The sequence below is a fragment of the Paenibacillus sp. HJGM_3 genome (assembly GCF_045062745.1).
GTDB lineage: Bacteria > Bacillota > Bacilli > Paenibacillales > NBRC-103111 > Paenibacillus_AA.
The window spans coordinates 69,944-93,026 of sequence record NZ_JBJGED010000003.1; the positions used below are offsets into that span (position 1 = coordinate 69,944).

19 protein-coding genes are annotated in these 23,083 nt (G+C 57.7%); 14 read left to right on the top strand and 5 right to left on the bottom strand.

The window, feature by feature from the left end:
* The first annotated feature begins 34 nt into the window (after positions 1-34).
* From ACI5FR_RS04475 to ACI5FR_RS04495, 5 genes are all read left to right on the top strand, one after another.
* Positions 35-841 (top strand): VOC family protein, encoded by an 807-nt coding sequence (locus tag ACI5FR_RS04475; RefSeq protein ID WP_405450854.1) that lies wholly within the window; start codon positions 35-37, stop codon positions 839-841.
* Between the two features lie 11 nt (positions 842-852).
* Positions 853-1,041: a MerR family transcriptional regulator gene (locus tag ACI5FR_RS04480; protein WP_405450857.1), complete on the top strand. Its 189-nt coding sequence runs from the start codon at positions 853-855 to the stop codon at positions 1,039-1,041.
* Positions 1,042-1,172: 131 nt separating this feature from the next.
* Positions 1,173-1,601: a hypothetical protein gene (locus ACI5FR_RS04485; protein ID WP_405450859.1), complete on the top strand. Its 429-nt coding sequence runs from the start codon at positions 1,173-1,175 to the stop codon at positions 1,599-1,601.
* A 190-nt stretch (positions 1,602-1,791) separates the two neighbouring features.
* Complete coding sequence (locus ACI5FR_RS04490) at positions 1,792-2,814, top strand: zinc-dependent alcohol dehydrogenase (RefSeq protein ID WP_405450860.1); 1,023 nt, start codon at positions 1,792-1,794, stop codon at positions 2,812-2,814.
* A 36-nt stretch (positions 2,815-2,850) separates the two neighbouring features.
* Positions 2,851-3,681, top strand: coding sequence for a helix-turn-helix domain-containing protein (locus ACI5FR_RS04495; protein ID WP_405450863.1), 831 nt, complete (start codon positions 2,851-2,853; stop codon positions 3,679-3,681).
* A gap of 313 nt (positions 3,682-3,994) precedes the next feature.
* On the opposite strand, the gene ACI5FR_RS04500 is transcribed toward ACI5FR_RS04495, so the two are convergent.
* Positions 3,995-4,765, bottom strand: a complete 771-nt coding sequence (locus ACI5FR_RS04500; RefSeq protein WP_405450866.1) for a sporulation protein — start codon at positions 4,763-4,765, stop codon at positions 3,995-3,997.
* Positions 4,766-5,006: 241 nt separating this feature from the next.
* Here ACI5FR_RS04500 and ACI5FR_RS04505 point away from each other — a divergent pair, with 241 nt between their 5' ends.
* The 4 genes from ACI5FR_RS04505 (at position 5,007) to ACI5FR_RS04520 (ending at position 8,203) form a co-directional block, all read left to right on the top strand.
* Positions 5,007-5,645, top strand: a complete 639-nt coding sequence (locus ACI5FR_RS04505) for an SGNH/GDSL hydrolase family protein (protein ID WP_405450869.1) — start codon at positions 5,007-5,009, stop codon at positions 5,643-5,645.
* Positions 5,645-6,658, top strand: coding sequence for a glycoside hydrolase family protein (locus tag ACI5FR_RS04510; protein ID WP_405450872.1), 1,014 nt, complete (start codon positions 5,645-5,647; stop codon positions 6,656-6,658). The genes ACI5FR_RS04505 and ACI5FR_RS04510 overlap by 1 nt, the downstream gene beginning before the upstream one ends.
* Before the next feature lie 157 nt (positions 6,659-6,815).
* The gene (locus ACI5FR_RS04515; protein WP_405450875.1) at positions 6,816-7,412 is read left to right on the top strand and encodes an RNA polymerase sigma factor; all 597 of its coding nucleotides are present in this window, start codon (positions 6,816-6,818) and stop codon (positions 7,410-7,412) included.
* Complete coding sequence (locus ACI5FR_RS04520) at positions 7,409-8,203, top strand: hypothetical protein (RefSeq protein ID WP_405450878.1); 795 nt, start codon at positions 7,409-7,411, stop codon at positions 8,201-8,203. The genes ACI5FR_RS04515 and ACI5FR_RS04520 overlap by 4 nt, the downstream gene beginning before the upstream one ends.
* Before the next feature lie 100 nt (positions 8,204-8,303).
* Here the strand turns inward: ACI5FR_RS04520 and ACI5FR_RS04525 are convergent, their stop codons facing one another.
* Positions 8,304-8,786, bottom strand: coding sequence for a hypothetical protein (locus ACI5FR_RS04525; RefSeq protein WP_405450881.1), 483 nt, complete (start codon positions 8,784-8,786; stop codon positions 8,304-8,306).
* A 221-nt stretch (positions 8,787-9,007) separates the two neighbouring features.
* Between ACI5FR_RS04525 and ACI5FR_RS04530 the strand changes: the two genes are divergently transcribed.
* Positions 9,008-12,820, top strand: coding sequence for an S-layer homology domain-containing protein (locus ACI5FR_RS04530; protein ID WP_405450883.1), 3,813 nt, complete (start codon positions 9,008-9,010; stop codon positions 12,818-12,820).
* Between the two features lie 80 nt (positions 12,821-12,900).
* On the opposite strand, the gene ACI5FR_RS04535 is transcribed toward ACI5FR_RS04530, so the two are convergent.
* The gene (locus ACI5FR_RS04535) at positions 12,901-14,457 is read right to left on the bottom strand and encodes an ABC-F family ATP-binding cassette domain-containing protein (RefSeq protein WP_405450885.1); all 1,557 of its coding nucleotides are present in this window, start codon (positions 14,455-14,457) and stop codon (positions 12,901-12,903) included.
* A 119-nt stretch (positions 14,458-14,576) separates the two neighbouring features.
* Positions 14,577-15,419: a helix-turn-helix domain-containing protein gene (locus tag ACI5FR_RS04540; protein ID WP_405450888.1), complete on the bottom strand. Its 843-nt coding sequence runs from the start codon at positions 15,417-15,419 to the stop codon at positions 14,577-14,579.
* Between the two features lie 154 nt (positions 15,420-15,573).
* Here ACI5FR_RS04540 and ACI5FR_RS04545 point away from each other — a divergent pair, with 154 nt between their 5' ends.
* The 4 genes from ACI5FR_RS04545 (at position 15,574) to ACI5FR_RS04560 (ending at position 21,793) form a co-directional block, all read left to right on the top strand.
* A complete protein-coding gene (locus tag ACI5FR_RS04545; RefSeq protein WP_405450891.1) occupies positions 15,574-17,895 on the top strand; it encodes a helix-turn-helix domain-containing protein in 2,322 nt (773 codons plus the stop codon).
* Positions 17,896-18,206: 311 nt separating this feature from the next.
* Positions 18,207-19,841: a type 2 periplasmic-binding domain-containing protein gene (locus tag ACI5FR_RS04550; protein WP_405450893.1), complete on the top strand. Its 1,635-nt coding sequence runs from the start codon at positions 18,207-18,209 to the stop codon at positions 19,839-19,841.
* Positions 19,842-19,940: 99 nt separating this feature from the next.
* Positions 19,941-20,900 (top strand): ABC transporter permease, encoded by a 960-nt coding sequence (locus ACI5FR_RS04555; protein WP_405450896.1) that lies wholly within the window; start codon positions 19,941-19,943, stop codon positions 20,898-20,900.
* 11 nt (positions 20,901-20,911) lie between these two features.
* Complete coding sequence (locus ACI5FR_RS04560; protein WP_405450899.1) at positions 20,912-21,793, top strand: carbohydrate ABC transporter permease; 882 nt, start codon at positions 20,912-20,914, stop codon at positions 21,791-21,793.
* Between the two features lie 74 nt (positions 21,794-21,867).
* On the opposite strand, the gene ACI5FR_RS04565 is transcribed toward ACI5FR_RS04560, so the two are convergent.
* Positions 21,868-23,076 carry an AraC family transcriptional regulator gene (locus ACI5FR_RS04565; protein WP_405450902.1) on the bottom strand — a complete coding sequence of 403 codons (1,209 nt, stop codon included), beginning with the start codon at positions 23,074-23,076 and terminating at the stop codon, positions 21,868-21,870.
* Positions 23,077-23,083: the final 7 nt, after the last annotated feature.

The following is a 23,083-nucleotide window of genomic DNA, read 5'->3' on the forward strand; positions in this document are numbered from 1 at the left end:
TCGTGGTGTAGAAACCAAGATGAGGTGGGAATCGATGCCTAGAAGCGGGCCCGTGTTTGAGTGGGACTTTAATCTCCTCCTTGTTCCAATGCATGATTTTGAAGCCGCCGTTCAGTGGTACTCCGAACATATGGGTTGGGAACTTCAGCAAAGAATACCGAGCAGTCACGGGGAGAAGGCGTTTTTTGGGTTTATCGTGCTTAAGGCGATTGGAGCTAAGCATGATCATTTAACAAGGAACCCTATCACAGATCTAGAGGGAAACGCCAGGCTTCGTTTTGCCATTGCCGATTATGAAAACACACTCCTTTATTTTCGCGAGCAAGGGATACCGTTCACTGAGTTAGGAAATGACCCAGAAGGCCGGGAAACGATCGAAATTACCGCCTTCGGTGGTGCCAAGCTCCTTGCCGTGAACAGTCCCGAGCTGCAAACAAGCTCTAGAGCGCGCCTGGTCCGTACGGCTGCTATCCCTCTCGAAGTCGGGGTATCGGATTTAGGGGCATCCGTCCAATGGTACACCGAGCTATTGGGCATGAAGCTATCAGAACGCTCCACCCCAGAGGGCTGTCGATTATTGCAAGGCAAACGAACATTCCAAGATTCTTGGATCGATATGATCTGGTTGAAGCAAATCCCGAAGGACCAGGTTTCCCGCGGGAACTCCTCGTCGAGGTTGTATTTTTGGCTGGGTAAACCGGACTTCCTTCGGGTGCACGAGCAGCTTCAGCGGAACAATGTCGAGGTTTCGACCATTTTGGGAAATCCCGATGGGTGGGCGGTCTATCACATTGTGGATCCGGACGGGAATCGAACCAATGTCAGCACGTGTGCGTACTAATAGGAGCTATGATGAAAATCAATGCTTTCTCCTACCGAACCGGACTGAGTCCAAGCGCCCTTAGGTTTTACGACCGCAAAGGCCTATTGTCCCCGACCCGGATGAGCAACGGCTATCGCCTGTACTCCGAGGATCAGATTGGGACGGCACTCCAAATTCACTCGCTTAGACAAGCCGACGTGCCTCTCGAGGATATTTAAAGGCATCCTCCGAAGATAAATCAGCTTACATAGAGACGTGGCGAAAAGAAACCCAAACGAAACTCATCTCGCTTCAGATCGCAAACCGGTATCTTACTGAGTTTACTCCGACTACAAGCAGAACTTATCTAATGCGTTGGGAAGAACCCAAAACATTTTTATGGTTTCGTCATTGCGTTGTAAGGCAAAAGCAGCCCTTTCACGACACCTTTCCAATACATAAAAACCGGATAAAAGAGATGGGGCTGGTTTGTACCCCATGTACCTACGTTAGGCTGGACGGTCGGTCGAGCGCAGGGGAGTTGAGGGGAGAGATCGGGTTTGAAATAAAACCAACGCTTGAAGACAAAGCTGCCTTTAACCATCTTAAATATGGTTCGTTGGAAGTCATGCAGCCCTGCCTATTCGCTGTAATTGAAAGCTCTGCCGACGATGAGTGGGCTTGTTTTTCTTACATTCATCTCTTCAAGAAATATGGAATAGAACCGATCGGACCAACGATGGAGCGATATAACGAGAGCTCGGATGTAGTACAGCTTTTGGTGCCTATTCAATCCTAACGAAACGGGAGTTGCCGGAATTGATGATTGTCGTGTCGATCGTAGGGGCACGAGGGTTTAGCCAAAAGTCTGCTCAACAGAAGACAGACCTGTAAAAAGGATAAATCTAGCCGTAAAACCGACCTTCTGAGGCCGCAACCGATCCTCTACACTGAAGTTGGGCAAGACGAGAAAGAGGAGGCGGAGCCTTATGGAATCTTTAAAGTCGTTAACGATCGTATTCACGGAGCGGGAGCAAGTGGCCGTGAGGGAGGAGCCTGTAGGACCGATCGGTCCGGATGAGGTACTTTGCCGGGCCCGGAAATCTTTGATCAGCACCGGCACGGAAACGCTCTGCTTGCGCGGGGTGTTCGACGCGGATACGTTGTGGGCGGATTGGGTGCGCTACCCCTTCCTGCCGGGGTACAGCATGGCCGCCGAGATCGTCAAGACCGGCGAGAACGTAACCGGCTGGAAGCCGGGCGACCGGGTGTACGTCGGGGAGAGTCATCGGCAGTATTTCGTGACCGCGGCCTCGAACCTGAAGCTCATCCCAGCCGAGATCTCGGACGAGGAGGCGGCCTGGTTCTCGCTTGCGAATACGACCCAGCTCGGCGTCCGCCGAGCGGGATTGGAGCTGGGCGAGAGCGTAGGCGTGATCGGGCTGGGCCTCTTGGGCCAGCTCGTTGTACAGTATTTGCGCCTGTCCGGCTGCCGGCATGTCGTGGCGATCGACCCGGCTGAGGCCCGGCTGAAGCTCGCCCGGCAGTTCGGCGCCACGCACGGACTGGCGATGGATGCGGGCAGCGCGCGGGAGGGAGTGAACCAGATCACGGAAGGCCGTATGCTCGACGTCGTTTTCGATATTACGGGCCACCCTGCGGTGCTTGCATTGGCGACGCGTCTTGCGGGCCGGCTGGGGAGGGTCGTCCTGCTCGGCGATTCGACGGTGCCGTCGCAGCAGGTGCTGGGTCCCAAGGTGGTGGCCAATTCGATCAGCGTGCTGGGGACCCATGCCAACTTGGTCCGCGGGTTCCAAGGCTGGGACGGTTCGCGGATGGAATCGCTCTTTTTCGATTACTTGGTGAGCGGCCGCATGGATGTGAAGAGCCTGATCACGCACCGCTATTCCCCGGCGGACGCCGTACGGGTGTACGAGGGGCTGCTGCGGGACCGGTCGTCGGCGCTCGGCGTTATTTTGGACTGGGACTTGCTGGAGCAGGCTGGTGTATAATTAGGAGGAAGCGCACGTACCGGGAGTGAAACCTGCATGCATGAGCAAGCGAGAGAGCTGTTCGCCACGGCCGAGCTGAAGCTGTTCAAGTTCGATATTCACAGGGTCACGAAGATTAATATCCGTAATCGGACGCTCACATCTTTTTACATGATGACTTATGTGAAAGAAGGGACGGCCAAGCTGCGGGTCGGGGACGAGGTGAGGGTCATTCCACCCGGGTCGGTCATTCTGATTCCGCCTGGCGTGGAGCACGATCAATACAAGGACACGAGCGAGGAGACGGAGTTCCTCTGGTGGCATTTCACATACATGCTGGAGCAAGTTGTGGATGTGCTGAAATTCCTTCAGCTGCCTTACTTGTATCCGCTCGAGGACACGGACAAGTTCGAGGCGGTGTTCGGAGAGCTGATGGCTTCGGCGTCGGCGGGGAACGGGCTGATCGCCCCGATCGTGCAGAAGGCGAAGGCGCTGGAGCTCCTGTACATCCTGCTGGAGAATGGGCTGCGCCACCATACTGCTGCGATCGAGCGGAAGTGGTCCCCCGCGCTGGTAGGGGTGCTCATCGAGATGATCCAGCATCCGGAGAAGCCGGTGTCGCTGGGGCAGCTCTCGGCCAAGCTTCATTTGAATGCAACCTATATCAGCAACCGGTTCAAAGAGCTCTACGGGGAATCGCCGATCGCCCTTCACAAGAAAATCGTGGTGGAGCGGGTCAAGTCTCTGCTCCGGCAGACGGACATGAGCATCCGCGAGATCGCGGATACGATGGGGTATGCGGAGCTGTCGAACTTCACCCGGCTGTTCAAGAAATACACCGGGGTCTCTCCGCAGCAGTACCGCGCGCTCGAGGCCGCGAGCCGGTGAGTTGCGCCGAACAGGAGGGAGGCTAGCTTCTGGTTCGCCTTCTTGCCGTCCAGCTTGTAAGACAAAACTTACAAATAAGACTAGTCCCCTTACAAGGTTTGACCTGTTTGGGCCGAATGGGGTTATATAGTAAACCAAACTTCCGTTAATAGTACAGTGCGCTGTACTATTAACGGAAGATTGCCTTACAAACTGGCGGAACCGGCTAAAATGGCGCGATATTAGTGAAGATCCCCTGCTTATTTGTAAACTTAGCTTTACAACGTGCTAGCACGGGCCACACCGGCAGATGTAAGCCCGTGCCGTTGTGCGATTAAATATGCCGCTCGATCGTGTCTGCTAACAGATCCGCTATGGCGGCCGGTCCGCCGTTCAGATGGGCTCGGCTCAGCCTCAGCATCATCTTGTGCTCATCCATGTCGAACGCTTGCTCGAACAAGCCTGTCAAGCCGCGCGCCCGGCGGTCGACCTCCACCAGGATGTCCAGGCCGTCCGGCCGGATGTAGAACACGAGCTCCAGCTCCGCCATCCGGCTCGCGTACCGCCCGGGATGGAATTCGAATTCCTGCATGAACGGAAGGTCGCCCTGATGATAACGGGCATGCTCGCACCGGGCGCTCTTCAGCCGGCAGCCGAGCTGACTCGCCGCCTCCAGTACGACTGCGACATCCGGGTGGGGGTGAACCCGGATCGAATCTTCGTCGCTCGGATCCACGGCCATCTCGACGTCGAGTCCGGTGCGCAGCCACACGGGAACGCGGCCGATCGTGACGGGTGTGTCCAGCGGAAGCGTAAACGTGAATGGAATCTCCAGGTTTTCATTCGGGCTAAGCTTCAGCTGATTCGAGATCCGAATACGCGCCAGCTCATAGTTATGGGTATATTTTCGATCATCGCGTTCCCTGATATATTGAGTCATGATCATAATGTAGATGCTGCCAATCTCCTGCTCGACCGCACCGCCCTGAATGTGCACCACCCCGTTCACGTCCTCACCTGGGATGAACTCGCTTTTCTCCAGCCTCGTGTCTACCTTTGCATTACCAATGCCGATACTCGCCAACATCCGGTTAAAGAACGACATGTTGTACCTCCTGATAAGTTCATTAAGGTGGCTGTCAGCCATCCATCCGTTATTACGAAAAAACCGTATCGGGGGTTTCGCGAGATAAAGAGGGAAGTCCGCCTTAAGCGCCGGTACGCAAAAGTGAGCAAATTCCATGCATCCGTAACGAATGCACATATGGTACGATAAGGGAGATCTTATACAATCAGGGATGAGCTTCAAATGGGGATCAGGAGACGAAGAGGAGGAACGAACAAGGATGGGAACGCGGCTTAAGCAGGGAGATGTCGTATTATTTCAAGGGGATAGCATCACGGACGCCGGACGGAATCGGGAAGTCGGGAGCGACTTGGGCCGGGGTTACGCCTATCTGACAGCGGCTCTATTCGGAGCGAAGTATCCGGAAAAGCAAGTGCAATTCCTGAACCGCGGCATTAGCGGGAACCGGGTTATCAATCTGCAGGAGCGCTGGCAGGCGGACTGTCTCGACCTGAAACCGACTTGGGTGTCCATCTATATCGGCATTAACGACACATGGCGCCGGTATGACCGGCAGGATGAGACGTCGGCGGAGAAATTCGAGAGCGGATACCGCGACATTCTGAACCGCACGAAGGAGTCGCTCGACGCGAAGCTCGTGCTGATCGAGCCGTTCGTCGTGCCGCACCCGGAGGACCGGAAGACGTGGCGCGAGGATCTGGACCCGAAGATCCAGGTCGTACGGGAGCTCGCCCGGGAATATGGCGCGCTGCTCGTGCCGCTCGACGGCTTGTTCGCAGCCGCCTCGATGCGGGCGGAGCCGAAGTATTGGGCGCCGGACGGTGTGCACCCGTCACCGGCCGGACATGCCCTGATCGCCGAGGCGTGGCTGAAGGCCGTCGAAGCGGAGGGCTGCTGATGTTCGGGACTTGGATGCCGGCACCGAAGAACGGAGGCTTCCGGATGGAAGGCTACTGGGTCTGGTGCGGCTCGGTCGTGAAGGGCGAGGACGGCCGCTACCACATGTTCGCGTCTCGGTGGCCGAAGTCACTGCCGATGCATCCGGGCTGGATCGTCGCCTCGGAGGTCGTCCGGGCGGTCGCAGACCGGCCGGAAGGGCCGTATGCGTTCCAGGAGGTTGTGCTCCCGGCGCGCGGGGCCGAATACTGGGACGGCCGCAGCACGCACAACCCGCATATCGTGAAGCACAAGGACACGTACTTGCTGTACTACATGGGCTCGACTCATCCGCTCTCGGATCCGGAGCCGGGCGACGGCTATGGGCTGAGCGACCCGCGCTGCATCGTGGGCCGGGCCAACAAGCGCATCGGCCTAGCAACGGCGAAGAGTGTCTTCGGGCCGTGGACCCGGCTCGACGCGCCGGTGCTGTCTACGCGGCCGGGCAAGTTCGACAGCTTCCTCACGTCGAACCCGGCCCCATGCGTGAACGAGGACGGCTCCGTGCTGCTCATCTACAAAGCCCGGCGGTACGAAGGCAACACGCACGGCCGGATGACGATCGGCGCGGCCTATGCCGACCACTACGCAGGACCGTACCGCGTACTGAGCGAGGAGCCGATCTTCCCGCCGGATAAGTTCCACCTCGAGGATCCGTTCGTCTGGCGGTCGGAGGACGGCTACGAGCTGATCGCGAAGGACATGGACGGCAACGTCTGCGGCGAGCGGCACGGCGGCGTGCATGTCCGCTCCCGCGACGGGCTGCACTGGGAGCTCGCGGAGGAGCCGAAGGCGTACTCGCGGCACGTCCGCTGGGACGACGGCACCGAGCAGGTGCTCGGCAGCATGGAGCGCCCGTTCCTGCTGTTCGACGAGCAGGGCCGGCCGACGCATCTGTTCGCCGCCGTCTCGAACGGCAAGACCGGGTTCGGCGATGCGACGGAGACGTGGAATGCCGTGTTCCCGCTTAAGTAGGACGATGCAAGCACCGAACCGAGGGCCATTCGGCCCGCGGCTTGGTGCTTTTTTGGTTTGCTTGCCGGCATCCCCGAAATATATAGGAAAGGCTCATTTCCGGCGGGTTCCCATGTGATACAATATATACCAGTCACACTTCAAGCGGGGGAATCGGATGGAGAACCTGATCATGCTGCTGGCCACCGGCGCATTCGGCAGTCTTAATGAGTCGCTGCAAAAAGAAGTCTACAAACAATTCTACACCTTCTTGTACGGAGGGATTTATTACATAACCCGGGATCATGCGGCCGCCGAGGACATTATCCAGGAAACGTTCCTCAAGACGTTGAAGTCCAGGCCGGATGGCGGGGACGAAGTCCGGTTGAAGGCGTGGATCAAGGTGGTGGCCCGGAACGAGAGCTATAATTACTTAAGAAAACACAAAAAAATCCATAACCAAGTCGACATTGAAAGTGTATTGCATATTGACAGCTACTTGGCGAGCGCCAGTGAAGACTCGGTGGAGAAGCAGGTCGAGGCCAAGGATTTGGCTGCGACGATCTCGGGTTATCTGGATCAGATGAAGCCGGAATATAAAATGCTGATCGAGATGCGCTGGAAACGGGAGATGTCGTACAAAGAGATCGCCGAGGAGCTGGACATCACGGAAGAAGGCGTCAAGCAAAAGCTGCACAGGGCCCGGGAAGCGATCCGGAGGAAGCTGAATTCGGACCGCGAGCGGGACCATGACGGGAAGGAGGGTAGGCGATGAGGCAGGAAGAGTTCGATCGTCTTTTTGACGAAGCATTCGAGACGGCCGCCCGGCAGCTCGAGACAACCCCCGACAGCACACCGTCTTGGGAGCGGGTTCGTGCGGTAATGGAGCGGCAGCGGAAGCGGGCACGGATGCGGAAGCGGCTTCAGCTCGCTGGGGTTATCGCGGCTTCACTCTTGCTAGGTTCATTCCTATTCGGCCAGCCGCTTGTCTCTCGGGCGTTCCCTCCGGTCGTGCAACAGCTCCAGTCGGTGGGGGACCGGATGGTTGGCTTCTTTTTCGGTGCCGATCAGCGTAATCGCTCGGCCAAGACCGAGCCGCCTCCGAATAGCGCGCAGGCCCCGAGCTCCGGCTCTATCGGAGAGTTGAAGCGCGAGACGGTCTCATTGGAAGAGGCGAAGACGAGAGTGGTGTTCTCCTTCCCGGCGCTTCCGGTAGGCGAGCCGTACCGGCTGAAGGAAGTCGTGCTGTACTACGGATCGAATCAGACGAAGGCTAACCAAGCGCGGCTCCGTTATGAAGCGGACACCGGGAAGGGTCGATTCCTTAACATTTACATTACCGAGCTCAACACTAGTACGGTGCTGTCCTCCGGAGCGAACGACGGTGGAGAGATCGAGACGGTCGAGATGGCCGGCAAGACCCAAGGGTACTTGGTACGGATCGGCGAGAGCCGGTACAGCCTGGAGTTCCTGCTGCAGGCGTCGCACGTCACGCTGACCGGAGATCTGGGGAAAGCGGAGATCATCGAGCTCGCGAATCGGATCAAGCGGGATACGGATGGGTAGTCTTGTGCTGGAGCGTGAGTAGGAGGTGGAGAAGAGTGTAGATGAGCAGGAGCCCGATGAGGGCTCCTGTTTCTGTATGGGACGACGTCGTGCTTCGCGCTTAGTTCACGTAGACCGACCCGCCGACGATTTGCCCTTCCTCGTATACGGCCCCTTGCTGGATCCAATGGATCGTACGGGCTCGGTAGTAGTAACCGCCTAACACGACTTGCGAGTGCGACCCCACATAGTCGTCCCGATTGGTGGTTTGGAGATTGATCACGCTGCCTACCAGAGCCCAAGTGCTGCCGGTCCATTTCTCTATGTACAGCTTGGCCCCGATCTGGCTGACGGTAGTGCTCGCAACTGTGGTGACATCGACCTTGAAGACGTGATTTCCGTTATCCGAGGCTACACTCCACCCAGTATCCAGGTACACGTGATTCGGATCCCAGACGCTGAACGGTTGAACCTCAACAGGAGGTGGCGAAGTCAGGGGCGCGGTGTTCCCTGGGGACGCGGATTCCGCTGCGGTAGCGGCACTGGCGGTGGCGACCAGCATACATGCGAGGAGCAGACTGACGATCATTCTTTTGACGACCATACTTTCACACCCTTTGTTTAAATTTAGTTAATGGCATTACATTACTATTAACACCTGGGACTAGCTTAGGTTATGGGGGCGGTAAAAAATTTTTGAGCTGCCGAGGATGGGAGTGACACGGGCCTATTCTATCATCCCGCGAATTGTTCACTTGACGAATGGGAAATATCGGATTTAAATAAATACATTAGGTTATGTATATGAATCGGAGGTAAGGAAAGATGAGCAATTTATCAGCTCGATCCGCGCGCAAGCTGTTGCTGGCATTTCTATTGTTGGCGGGAACGGTGTTCGGCTTGCCAGTGGCCGCTGCTGCCGAAGAACCCGTTACGGAAATTAGCGGCGTCTACACGATCGGCGAAAATGGCGCGTACAAGTTGATAGGAAATGGAACCATTACTATTGCTGCAAATGTAACCATGGTCACCCTGACCCAAAGCGACCCGGCTACGGCACTGACTGCGAGTGTGTCGGCCAACAATTCGACCGCCTTGGAACTGACCATTAGCGGAATCAACGTTAGATCTTCTGCTGGTGTGGCAGGATTGGATGTAGCCGGAGCAGAAGTCACGCTCAAATTGGCAGGCCGTAATTCCATCGAGGCCTACGACTTTCCAGGCGTCCGGGTGCCAGCAGGCAAATCGCTTACCATTACCGGTACGGACGCTGACTCGCTAACGGCCACTGGTTCAGCCGGCATCGGCGGAGGGTTTTCAGAAAACGGCGGTACAGTGACGATATTGGGCGGTCACGTCACGGCCAATGCCGGTTATAACGGAGGCGGAGGAGCCGGCATCGGCGGAGGAGCCGGAGGCACTGGCGGCGTAACGACGATAATGGGTGGAACTGTCACGGCTTATAGTCCTTATAATGGAGCCGGTATAGGCGGAGGACCCGGAGGCGGTGACGGCGGCGTAACGACGATAACGGGCGGCACCGTCACGGCGAAAAGCGGAGCTGCGTGGCACGGAGCCGGCATAGGCGGAGGATCCGGAGGTGACGGCGGCGAAACGACGATAACAGGCGGCATCGTCACGGCCAAAGGAGGTGCAAATGCATCTGGCATCGGCGGGGGAACCGGAGGAGCAGGCGGTATAACGAAGATTTCGGGCGGCACCGTCACGGCCACTGGCGACTTTGTGGGAGCCGGCATCGGCGGGGGGAACGAAGGTGATGGCGGCGAAACGACGATAACGGGCGGCATCGTCACGGCCACTGGCGGGTCCTACGGAGCCGGCATCGGTGGGGGACAGAATGGAGCAGGCGGTACAACAAAGATTTCGGGCGGCACCGTTACGGCGACAGGTACTGATGGCGGGGCCGGCATCGGCGCAGGAAGAGGGGGAGCCGGCGGTGCAACAATAACCATTGATGGCGGTGCGGTTCGAGCAAATGGCGATACAAGCGCCTTTAAAAATAGTGCCGGCGTCCCCGTTTACCTGATGGCATTGACGGTCGTTGCAGACGATACTACGATACTGCCGAACATGACGCTTTCGTATAAGGGTAGCGCAGTCTCGACAGATCATGCCGGAAAGCTGTACCTGTATGTACCTGCCGGCAACTATGGGTTGGAAGATCTTGCGCTGACGGCTCCGAACGGCTACAGGCCGGTGGCCTTGGACCCCGCTCTGCTTGTGGTTACGAATACGGGTGCGGTTGCGGTCGTTACGCTCTCGAATCATTATCAAGTAAGCTGGAGTTTGAATGGCGGAACGATGGGGCTGCCATCCGTGACGAATGAGGTCTATGGCGCAAGCGTCGCTGCGCCTTCCCCCCAGCCACTGCGAGTCGGCTACACGTTCGCAGGCTGGTACTCCGATCCGGGTTACTCGATCCAAGCCTCGTTTCCCGCAGTAGTGCGGACGGCTACTGCGTTTTATGCCAAATGGACAGCCAACGAGCTGACGCTGTCCGGGACCGACCTGCCGCATGGCAATTACGGCGAGACGTATAACGCGGATATTCCGGAGGCGGGAAACGGAACGGGAAGCTATACATATGCGATCACGGACGGGCAACTGCCGAACGGACTGACCTTGAGCGGTCGAACTCTCAGCGGCATCGCGGAGAAGGCCGGTTCTTATTCGTTCGAGGTGACGGCCACCGATACAGGCAGCGGCAGAAGCGCTAAGCAGACCTACACCATCCTCGTTGGGCCCGGACTGATAGTGCCCATGGACGATTTATACGGTATGAACGAGACGCTGGTCTTTACGCTTATCTTTGACGACGAAGTAACCGTGAGCGGCACGCCTGCCGTTCCGCTTACGATCGGTACCGGCAGCGTGACCCGGTCGGTATATGCAACGTATACGGGCGAGCGCGGCATTCCCCTAACCTCCCTTACCTTCGCGTACGTGGTGCCGGCGGGGATGGCGGATGAGGACGGGATTGCAGTCGCTGGGCAGTTGGCGCTCCCGGGCGGCGCCAGCATCACGCGCGTCTCCTCCGGCTCAAACGCTTCGCGGCTGTACGAAGTGCCGGATACGAGCGGCATCCGCATCGTCGCGATTGCGCCCGACCTTGCCCTGCAAGCCGTGCCGGACGGACTGAGTCGGGAGAAAACGGTCCGTGTGACGGCCGCCGTCTACGGCGAAACGGTGGGCAACACGCTCGCGAAGCTGCGCTGGATGGCGGGAAGTCATAGCGCTGCCGATTTTACCGGAGAATCCGGTACAAATATTATGGCCGCCCTGCAATTCACGGTTACCATGAACGGGACATACACCGTCTATGCCAAGGATGGGGCAGGCAATGAAGCGATAAAGGAAATTGAAATCATAACTATAGCGACACCCGCACCCGATCTGCCGTTAGACAGCAGCCCGACGACCGAAGCGGTGCCGGTCATCGACGTGAACGGCGTGACGCTTGACCCGAGTACGATCGACATGACAAAGCCGTCCTACACACTGGAGGTTACGCCCAAGGACGGCGCAGCGTACGTCAGCATCCCGGCGAGCATATTAACCGGCTTTGAGGACAAGAACGCCTCCTTCTTTTTGGAGATTAAAGCCCCTTACGGCAGCTATCAAGTTCCCGTTAATCTGGCGTCGCTAATTCCCGGGTTGCAAGACTTGCTTGCGGCCAACAACCTCCAGGCCAAGGACATCAGCTTCAAGATCACCCTGACCGACAAGTCCGGCGATAAGGCCGTTCAGACGGCATTCGCGAACGGGTTGCCGGGCGGAAAAGTGATGGGGGCGATCGTCGATTTTCATATCGATGTGATCCACACCAAGTCGGGGCAAATCGTCGGAGCTGCGGAAAGGTTCAGCAAGGCGTTGACAAGAGTGATTCCGATGCCGAAAAATGAGACTGCCATGCCTGCGCAATGGGGCGCATTCCGTTATAACGAAACGACGAAGACGTTTGAGTTCGTCCCGGCCACAACGAAACAGATCGATGGCGTGTGGTACGTCATGATTAGCTCCTATACCAACAGCGTATACGCCATAGCGGAGAATGCGGTAAGCTTTACCGATGTGCAAAAGCATTGGAGCCGGTCTTTTGTCGAGCTGGCCTCGGCGAAAGGGCTTGTGGAGGGAACGGGCGGTGGCCGCTTCGATCCGGACACAGCTGTTACCAGAGCGGAATTTACGGCCATGCTCGTTCGAGCGCTGGGGCTCGGCACATCCGCCGGCAGCGCGGCGCCTTATGACGATGTCAAGCACAGCGAATGGTACGGGGACACAGTAGCCAAAGCGAAGGAGTTGGGCCTGCTCGATTTTGTGAAGGGCAGTAGATTCAGTCCCACTAAACCGCTGACCCGCGAGGAAATGGCGAGTATGCTCGCGGCCGTCGTCCAATTGGAAAAGCTGCCGATGACCAAGGAATATACCCGTCTGGATGGATACAAAGATATCGGAAATGTGAATGCAGATGTTCTGGAGGACATTCGCCTGATGGTGAAACTTCGAATCATGACAGGTACAAGTGTGGATACGTTTAGTCCGAAGGATGAATCGACACGCGCGCAAGCGGCGGTTGTGTTCGTTAGAACGCTGCAATTGCTTGGTATGATAGACTGATTCATGTAATCAAACACAAAAAAACTCCCCTAACCCGTCGCCGGGGCAGGGGAGTTCGCCTTATTAACCACCTAAACCAACTAAAACACCTTCGTCGTCCACGACTCGCAATTCCAAGTCTCGGTCACAACTTCGCGGTAAAATTCCGGTTCGTGGGAGATGAGCAGCACGCTGCCCTTGTACGCCTTCAGCGCCCGCTTCAGCTCTTCCTTCGCATCGACGTCCAAATGGTTCGTCGGCTCGTCGAGCACGAGCAAGTTCGTCTCGCGGTTGATCAGCTTGCACAGCCGCACCTTCGCCTTCTCGCCGCCGCTCAGCACGGCGATCTTGCTCTCGATGTGCTTGGTCGTCAGCCCACACTTGGCGAGCGCCGCGCGCACCTCGAATTGGTTGAACGAGGGGAACTCATTCCACACTTCCTCGATACACGTGTTGTAATTGGCGTCCTTGACCTCCTGCTCGAAGTAGCCGATGTACAGGAACTCGCCCCGCTCCACGTCCCCGGAGATCGCGGGGATCTCGCCCAGGAGGCTGCGCAGGAGCGTCGTCTTCCCGATGCCGTTCGCACCGACGAGAGCGATCTTCTGCCCGCGCTCCATGCGGAGATTGAGCGGCCGCGACAGGGGAGCGTCGTATCCGATCACGAGCTCCTTCGTCTCGAAGATGAGCTTGCCGGACGCCCGCGCTTCCTTGAAGTTGAACTGCGGCTTCGGCTTCTCCTTCGCCAGCTCGATGACGTCCATCTTGTCGAGCTTCTTCTGGCGGGACATCGCCATGTTCCGCGTCGCGACGCTCGCCTTGTTCCGGGCGACGAAGTCCTTCAGATCCGCAATCTCCTGCTGCTGGCGCTTGAACGCGGACTCCAGCTGCTGCTTCTTCATCTCGTACACGGACTGGAAGTGGTCGTAGTCGCCGACATAGCGGTTCAGCTCTTGATTCTCCATATGATAGATCAAGTTGATGACGCTATTCAGGAACGGAATGTCGTGCGAGATGAGGATGAAGGCATTCTCATATTCGTTCAGGTACCGCTTCAGCCACTCGATATGCTGCTCGTCGAGATAGTTCGTCGGCTCGTCCAGGAGCAGGATGTCCGGCTTCTCGAGCAGCAGCTTGGCGAGCAGCACCTTGGTCCGCTGGCCGCCGCTCAGGTCGTTGACGTCCTTGTCCAGGCCGATATCGGTCAGGCCGAGCCCGCGGGCGGTTTCTTCGATTTTGGCGTCGATCATATAAAAGTCTTGGTTCGTAAGCGTATCCTGAATCGTCCCAACGTCCTCCAGCAGCTGCTCGAGCTCCTCGGGAGAGACGTCGCCCATTTTGGCATACGCATCGTTCATCTCTTGCTCCATGTCGAACAAGTATTGGAAGGCGCCCTTCAGGACGTCGCGGATCGTCATGCCCTTGCTCAGAACGGCGTGCTGATCGAGGTAGCCCACGCGCATGCGCTTGGACCAGACGACCTTGCCCGCATCGGGCTGCAGCTTGCCGGTAATGATGTTCATGAATGTGGACTTGCCTTCGCCATTGGCTCCGATGAGTCCGATATGCTCGCCCTTCAGGAGGCGGAACGACACGTCGTTGAAGATCGCGCGGTCGCCGAAGCCGTGGCTTAATTTCTCTACGTTAAGAATGCTCATTTTGGGGACACCTAATCCTTCTGCTATTGATCTCGTCCTATTATAAGCTTTATAGCATAAACAACTCAATGTGGGAAAAGCGGGAAAAATGGTTCGAATCAAACTTTCAGACGGACTCTTCAGGGACTTCCGGTCTGGTGCGTATTCCGATACTCGCTCGGGGAGAGCGAAGTGAACCGCTTGAACAGGTTGGAAAAGTAAAACCGCTCCAAGCCGACTTGCCCGGCAATCTCCTCGATCGTTGATGTGGAATGGGTGAGAAGCCACTTCGCCCGCTCCATGCGGACCCGGTTGATGTATTCGTTCGGCGATTGGCGGAACAAGGAGCGGAAGTAGCGGCTAAAATAATTCGGGTTGTAATGAAACGCCTCGGCCAACTGCTTGGACGTCAGGGGACCCGAGAGATGCTCCTCGATATATTGCAGGATCTGATTCGACCGGTACGTATCGGGTGAAGAAGACAGCCGGATCGAGCCGGGAGGCGTATGCTCCATGTAGTAAGTGAGCAGCTCGAACAGCAGGACGTTCGCCCGCAGAGGGGAAGTCATATCGCCGCTCGTCTCACTGGCCTCGATCAGGCGATCGAACAAGCCCTCGACGTGGGACATGTCCGCCACCTGCACGACGTAGGGAAAGTCGATCAATTGAGACAAATGAGAGCCGCCGACCTTGGCCGTGAAGTGGCACCAATACTTGCGGTATGTGTTCGCATTCACTGTGCTGTAGGTCAGTGGAGTACCCGCCGGAAGGAACACGAGCTGGCCGCTCACCGGCTGGAATTGGTGCCAGCCGACCTGGATGCGTCCCTCGCCGCCCAGGATCAGATACAGCCGGTTATGATCGTCCGCCTGCATAGGACGGCCCCAATCGAGCGGTACGCGCTCGATGAATCGGGCGACGATCAGCTCCATCTGCAGTCGCTTGTAATAGCTGCGGATTACCTCGTGCTCGCTCTTGCTCAACGGAACGTCGCCCCTTTCCGGCCTAAGTGTACCACAAGTCCGGACAAGACCGGAAGGGCTGCACGAATCGACAATTTCTAAGTATCTCCCTGGTTGGAATTTCAGTATAATGTGGGTAAATGAAAGCCATTACAGACAGCGAGGGGCAGCAGGAATGAGGAGTCGAATTCCGGTCCGACTTGGCAAAAGAAGCGTCATCGTCACATGGTTGATTTCCTACATCTCCGTGCTGCTCGTCCCGATGATGATCAGCGGGGCGGTGTATGCCGCAACATGGCATGTGGTCGAGTCCGAAGTAACGCGAGCCAATGAATCGCTCCTGCAGCAAACGGAGCAGGCGATCGACTCTAACCTGCGGGGGATCGAGCGGCTAAGCGTGGAGATCGCGCTGAACAAGCAAGTGGCCGCCTTCATCAATGCGACGAAGCCGCTCACGGACAACGATTACTACGAGCTTTACAGCATCGCCAACACACTTCGCGTCTACAAAATGGCGAACGAGTATATCGAGCAAATTTATCTTTACTACAAAAACAGCGACACCGTGCTGTCGACCCGGGACCATATCGACAGCCGCGGGCTATATGAGATGTTGCGCCAGCGAGAAGACATGTCCTACGAGGAATGGAAAGCGTTCTTCGACAAGCGGTACATGCAAGAATACGCACCGGTGCGGATGAAGGACGGGAATCAGACGGAAAAGGCCGTGATGTACGCCAAATCGGTCCTGCTCGACAACCCCGATCAGCCGGGTGCCGTGATTCTGTTCGTGATCAAGGATTCCAAGCTGTTGGAGAATACGACCTCTTCCAATGGCTCCGCCGTAGCGGTCGTCGATAAGATGAACCGGTTGGTCGCCACGACCGATGCGGGAAGCGACGCTTATCCGGTGCCGTACGATAGGCTCACGGAGGAGAAGGGCTTCCTCTACGACGAAACCGGAGGGCGCAAGGTAGCCGTCTCTTATACGACCTCGGCGAGCAACGGGTGGAAGTACGTGTCGCTCGTCCCGGCCGCGGTATTCGATCAGAAGATGGAATATATGAAGAAGCTTATCTACGGGAGCGTCGGGCTTTGTATCCTCATCGGCGGGGTTGTGACTTTTTGGTTTCTGAGGAAAAATTACGTCCCGATCAGCCTGCTCATCGGGAGCTTCGCGACCAAGTCCGGCCTGTCGTTCTCCGGCGGGTCGAACGAATACCATTACTTGCAGGACGCGCTGAACAATACGCTGACGGAGAAGGAGAAGGTCGATCAGCGGCTGAAGCAGCATCATAACGCGATCCGGTCGCACTTCCTCCGGGGCCTGCTGAACGGAAGACTCGACCGGAACGTACCGGTGCACGAATCGCTTGCGGCTCACGATATCCGGCCGGAATCGGACCATTATGCCGTGCTGCTGTTCCATATCGAGCATTACGGGAAGCTGGACGCCTCGGATTACTCGGAGCCGCAGAAGGTCAAGCTGCTCCAGTTCATCGTGATGAACGTAGTGGAAGAACTCGCGGCTCAGCACCATCTGGCTTTCGCGACGGAGATGGACGAGTGGGCGGCCTGCATCGTGAACTTTCGCGGGGAAGGCGATCCGGAGGCGTTGAGACGGCTGGCCGAACAGACGAAGCGGTTTCTGCTGGAGCAATTCCATGTCCCCCTCACCGTGGCGATCAGCGGGATTCACCAGGACTTATACAACCTGCCCCGCGCTTACGTGGAGACGCTCGAGGCCATGGAATACCGCCTCGTCATGGGCAGCGGCGAGGTCATCGGCTACGACGACCTGCCCAAGCCGGCCGCGAGTGGTACGGGAGGCTATTATTATCCGCTGCATGTGGAGCAGCAGCTCATCAATTTCGTGAAGACCGGCGATTATGAACGGTCGAAGGCGGTCATCGAGGAGATCCTCTCGATGAATGGAGGCGAGACCCCCTTCTCGGTGGCGCACGCCAAGTGCCTCATGTTCGACCTGATCGGCACGCTGCTCAAGACGATGGACGAGCTCGGGGCGGAGCCCAAGCGGCGGGTGATGGAGCATGTGGATCCGCTGAACCGCCTGATCGCCTGCGAGACGATCAAGGAGATGGAGGCGGAGCTCCGCGATGTGCTGGAACGGGTGTGCCGAACGATCGAGGAGGACCGCAAGACCGAAGCGAACCCGATCGGCCGCCAGGTCATGGAGCATGTGCAGCGGCACTACAGCGACGAGAATCTGAACATCTCGAGCATCGGAGAGGCGTTCGGCCTGACGCCCTCTTACCTCTCCAAGCAATTCAAGACGCAGACCGGGGAGGCGCTGCTCGACTATATTAACCGCACTCGGCTCGAAGCTGCCAAAGCGCTGCTGGCACAGCAAGCGCTGCCGGTCGCGGAGATTGCGCGTCAGGTCGGGTATGGCGATATTAACACGTTCAACCGCATTTTCAAGAAATTCGAGGGCATAACACCCGGCAAATATAGAGGGGTGGCGGGCCCAGGATGAGCCGGGGCCGCGGCTGGGCGGTTGGGACGGGAGATAGCGCGATTTTCGTGCTATCTCGGCCGCGCCGGACGACGGGCGAGGGAGATCGCGCAGTCCGAAGCAGTCTGAAGCCGCATATCGCGGCTTTTCTGCTCTTGGCAGGCGCGTTTTTTACTTTTTGCAGACGGACTCCATATATTGAAGATTGACCAGTACAGGTTTTAACGATGTAGTTGAGGTATTGACGATGGCCGCAGAGACGGGGAGCCCGCATAATGGCGTCAGGTGCAGCGACATGCACACTTCACTAGGGAATGAGCAGGGGGATGGGTATGGGCCAACCGAAGTTCAACAAACGTACACTTAGCATTGCCGTCAGCGTCGCGCTGGCATCCGCATTAGTAGCGGCGTGTTCCAAAGACGACGGGGGCTCGGCGTCCAAAGACGGGGCGAAGCCGTCAGCCGCGGCTAGCGCCGCACCGGAGGCGGGCAAGTATCCGATCAGCACGACCGAGACGATTACGTCCTGGGAACAGATCAATGTGAACGCCATCACGTTCTTCCCGAATCTGGCGGACTCGCCGTTCGGCAAGCAGCTGGAGAAGGACACCGGCGTCAAGGTGAAGTACACCCATCCGGCCGACGGGCAATCCAAGGAGCAGTTCAACCTGCTTATCGCCTCGAACAACCTGCCGGATACGATCGAGTATGATTGGAACACGGGCTATCCGGGCGGGCCGGAGAAGGCGATCGCCGACAAGGTGATCCTGCCGCTGAACGATCTGATCGACAAGCACGCTCCGAATCTGAAGAAGCTGATGGCGAAGGACAAAGAGCTGGAGAAGATGCTCAAGACCGACAGCGGCAAAATCTACGTGTTCCCGATGATCCGTCCCGACAATGGCCTGGTCTACCGCGGCCCGATGATCCGGAAAGATTGGCTGGATGAGCTGAAGCTGTCCGTCCCGACGACGATCGAAGAGTGGGAGACCATGCTGAAGGCGTTCAAGGAGAAGAAGGGAGCCACAGCTCCGCTGACGGCCGCTTATAACAACGAGCTGAATTTGCAGGACGCCTTCATCGGGGCGTACAAGACGGCGAACCGCTACTACGTCGACGATGCCGGCAAAGTGAAGTACGGTCCGATCGATCCGCAGTTTAAGGACGCGCTCGGGCTGCTGCGCAAATGGTATGCGGAAGGCTTGCTGGACAAAGACTTCGCGCTGAACTCCGATTCCAAGGCGTACGATGCGAAGATGATCGGCAACGCCTCCGGGGCGACGGTCGCGCTCTTGAGTGGCGGCATGGGCCGCTGGATGGATACGGGCAAGAAGGCGGATCCGAAATACCAGCTTGTAGCCGCGCCTTACCCGACGCTGAAGAAAGGGGAGCGGGCGTTCATCGGCCAACGTGAATTCAAATATGCGCCGGCGGCGAGCAAAGCGGTGACCACGGCGGCCAAAAATCCGGAGCTCGTCGTGAAGTGGCTGGACTACGCTTACAGCGAGAAGGGGAGCCTGCTGTTCAACTTCGGGATCGAGGGCGACAGCTATACGCTGAAGAACGGCGTGCCGACGTTCACCGACAAGATCCAGAAGGATCCGAAGTACAACCTGCAGCAGATGGTCTCGCAGTACACGAAACCGAACGGGCCGTTCCTGGGCGACGAGCGCAAGTCGTTCAACACGTACCCGGAGCAGGACGAGGCGATCAAAATTTGGGGCGAGACGGATGCGGCCAAGCATGTGATGCCGACCTTCATCAGCCCTACCGTGGACGAGAGCAAGGAGATGGCCAAGCTGACGACCGCGATCACAAGCTATAAGGAAGAAATGTTCGTGAAGTTCGTGATGGGCAAGGAACCGCTCGAGAAATTCGACGATTACGTGAAGCAAATGAAGGATATGGGCATCGACAAAGTGATCAAGATTTATCAGGATGCGCTCGATCGCTACAACAAGAGGTAGTTTAAGCGGAAGCGTGCTTGCGGGGATTGCGCCTGCCGGGATCGGCGGGCGCACCGCCCAAGTCGCGCACGATAGCGACCGGAGGGAGAGACCGACACGATGAATGCGCTGAATTCGAACACGACCGGCCTGCCGCTCGCCGCCAAAAAACGGAGCGCCTGGGGCTTGCTGACCGATATTCGCAAGAACAAGCTGCTGTACGTCATGCTGCTGCCCGTCTTGCTCTTTTATGTGATTTTTCATTACGTCCCCATGTATGGCGCGATTATTGCGTTCAAGGACTTCTCGCCACGCCTCGGGATCTGGGGCAGCGATTGGGCCGGCTTCGAGCATTTCGAGACGTTCTTCACGGGCGCCTACTTCTGGCGGACGATCAAGAACACGATCCTGATCAGCCTCTATGAACTGCTCTTCGGCTTTCCGGCTCCGATCATCCTGGCGCTGCTCCTGAATGAGGTGCGGAATTCCATGTTCAAGCGCACGGTGCAGACGGTGACGTATTTGCCGCATTTCATCTCGCTTGTCGTCATCTGCGGCATTATCAAAGACTTCACCGTCAGCGACGGGGTCATTAACGACATCATCGCCTTCTTCGGCGGTGAGCGCGTCACCCTGCTGCTGGAGCCGGAATGGTTCCGGACGATCTATGTGTCCTCCGGGATCTGGCAGCATATCGGCTGGGGGACGATCATCTTCCTCGCGGCGCTGAGCGGGATCGATCAGGAGCAATATGAGGCGGCGCGTATGGACGGAGCCGGACGGTGGAAGCAGATGCTCCATATTACTTTGCCGGGTCTCATGCCTACCATCGTGATTCTGCTGATCTTGAACGTGGGCCGGATGATGAATGTCGGGTTCGAGAAAATCATCCTGCTGTATAATCCGGGCACGTATTCCACGGCGGACGTGATCTCGTCCTATGTATACCGGGTCGGGCTGCAAGATTTCAACTACAGCTTCAGCTCCGCCGTCGGACTGTTCAATTCGGTCATCAACTTCGTGCTGGTCGTGTTCTCCAATTGGCTCAGCCGCCGGTTGAACGACACGAGCTTGTGGTAGGGAGGGGTATTATGTTGAACCGGACAACATGGTTGGAAAAAGGGTTCGATGCGTTTAATACGCTGTTCCTGATTGTGCTGATGGTCGTCACGATCTACCCGGTGCTGTACGTCGCACTGGCATCGGTCAGCGAGGCGGAGCGCATGATGGGACACAACGGCTTGCTGCTGAAGCCGCTCGGCTTCACGCTTGGCGCGTACAAGAGCGTGTTCGACAACCCGATGATCCTGAGGGGGTACGGCAATACGTTCTTCGTCGTCATCGTCGGGCTCGTCCTCAATATCGCGCTGACTGCGTTCGGGGCGTACGCCCTGTCGCGCAAGAGCTTGCGCTATCGCAAGCGGATTATGCTGTTTATCGTCTTCACGATGTTTTTCAACGGCGGGCTCATTCCGTTCTACTTTACGGTCAAAGGGGTAGGGCTGGCTAACAGCCTCTGGGCGCTCATTATCCCTCAGGCGATCAACACGTTCAATCTGATTCTGATGAAAACCGCGTTCGAAGCGATCCCGGACAGCCTCGAGGAGTCGGCCAAGATGGACGGGGCTCATGATTTCATCATCCTGTTCCGGATCATCCTGCCGCTGTCCATGCCGGTCGTGGCGGTCATGATGCTGTATTACGGCGTGAGCCATTGGAATTCGTGGTTTCACGCGATGATCTTCCTGCAGGACCGCTCGATGTATCCGCTTCAGCTCGTATTGCGCGAGATTCTGCTCCAGGGAGAGGTGAGCGCGATGCAGGGCGGGGCGACGGCCGGGGACATCGCGATGCTGTCCGTGACGCTCAAGTACGCGACGATCATTGTGGCTACGGTGCCGATCCTGCTCGTGTACCCGTTCTTACAGAAGTATTTTGTCAAAGGGGCACTGATCGGCGCGATCAAGGGGTAATCGTAATCGGATGAAAGGGGCATGCGGATCCTGCGCTGCGGCTGGACACGATACCGGGGGGAGGCCGACGGGTACTACCCCCCGGTGCTTTTCGTTCTAACCCGGTAAGCGTTCGGCGTGAGTCCCGTCTCGCGTTTGAACAGGACGCTCATGTACTCCGCATTCTTGAAGCCGATTCGTTCCGCGATCTTCGGCAGCGTCAGATCGGTTCCGCTCAGGAATTGCTTGATCAGCTTCACCTTCATCTCCATGATGACGGCATGCGGCGTCCGCCCGAGCGAACGGACGAAGCGGCTCTCCAGCGAGCGCCGGGAGACCTCGAACCGGCGGAACAGGGCATCGACGTTCATGTCCTCGTACAGATGCTCGCGGATGAGGCGGACCGCCTCGGCGACGAGCCGGTCGTCCACCGCAATGACATCGGTGGAGAGCCGGGCCACGATGTCAATCGGCGGGACCCGCACGGTGGACGCTTCCCATTGTTCGCCGGCCATCATCCGGTCCAACAGCGACGCAGCCCGATAGCCGGTCTCGTGCGTATTCGGCATGACGCTCGACAGCGGCGGGTCAGACAAATTGCAGAGCAGGTCGTCGTTGTCGACGCCGACAATGCCGACCTCGTCGGGTACGGCCACGCCGGCAAGCCGGCAGGATTCGAGCAGCTTCTGGCCCATAATATCGTAGCAGGCCATTATACCGGCAGGCTTGGGCAGCGACTGCACCCATTGCGCCATATGGCTCCGCTCTTCGCTCCACGTCTCCGTCCCACCGTCCTCGTATACGCTGCAAGTGCTCCCGGCTTCGGCGGCAATCCGGATAAAATGGTCCTGTCGCTGCTTCGACCAAGCGAATCGCCCGTCCCCGCAGTAAGCGAAATGCGTGAACCCTTTCTCCGCCAGGTGGGAGAAAGCGAGCTTGGCGATCGCCTCATCGTCGGTTTCGACACAGGGCAGCTCCGGCAACAGCCGGCGGGCGCTGAGGTCGACGGCCGGCAAGCCGAGCTCGCGAACCCGATCGGCGATCTCCGCGTTCTCGATGCGGGCGATGATGCCGTCCCCGCTCCAGCCGTGCAGCCAGGACAAATCGGCCTGGTCGCGGCTCATCTCCCCCATATAGAGGGACCATGGCTTGTGCTCCCGGATGTAGGAGCGGATTCCCCTCAGCAATCCCCGCGCGTACTCGTTCGACGTTTCGATCAACAGCGCTACATGCCGGCTGCGGAACGCGCCGCCCGCCGCAGTCTTGTTTTCCAAAAAACGCAATCCCGTTTCGTCGTTTCGCATCCGATAT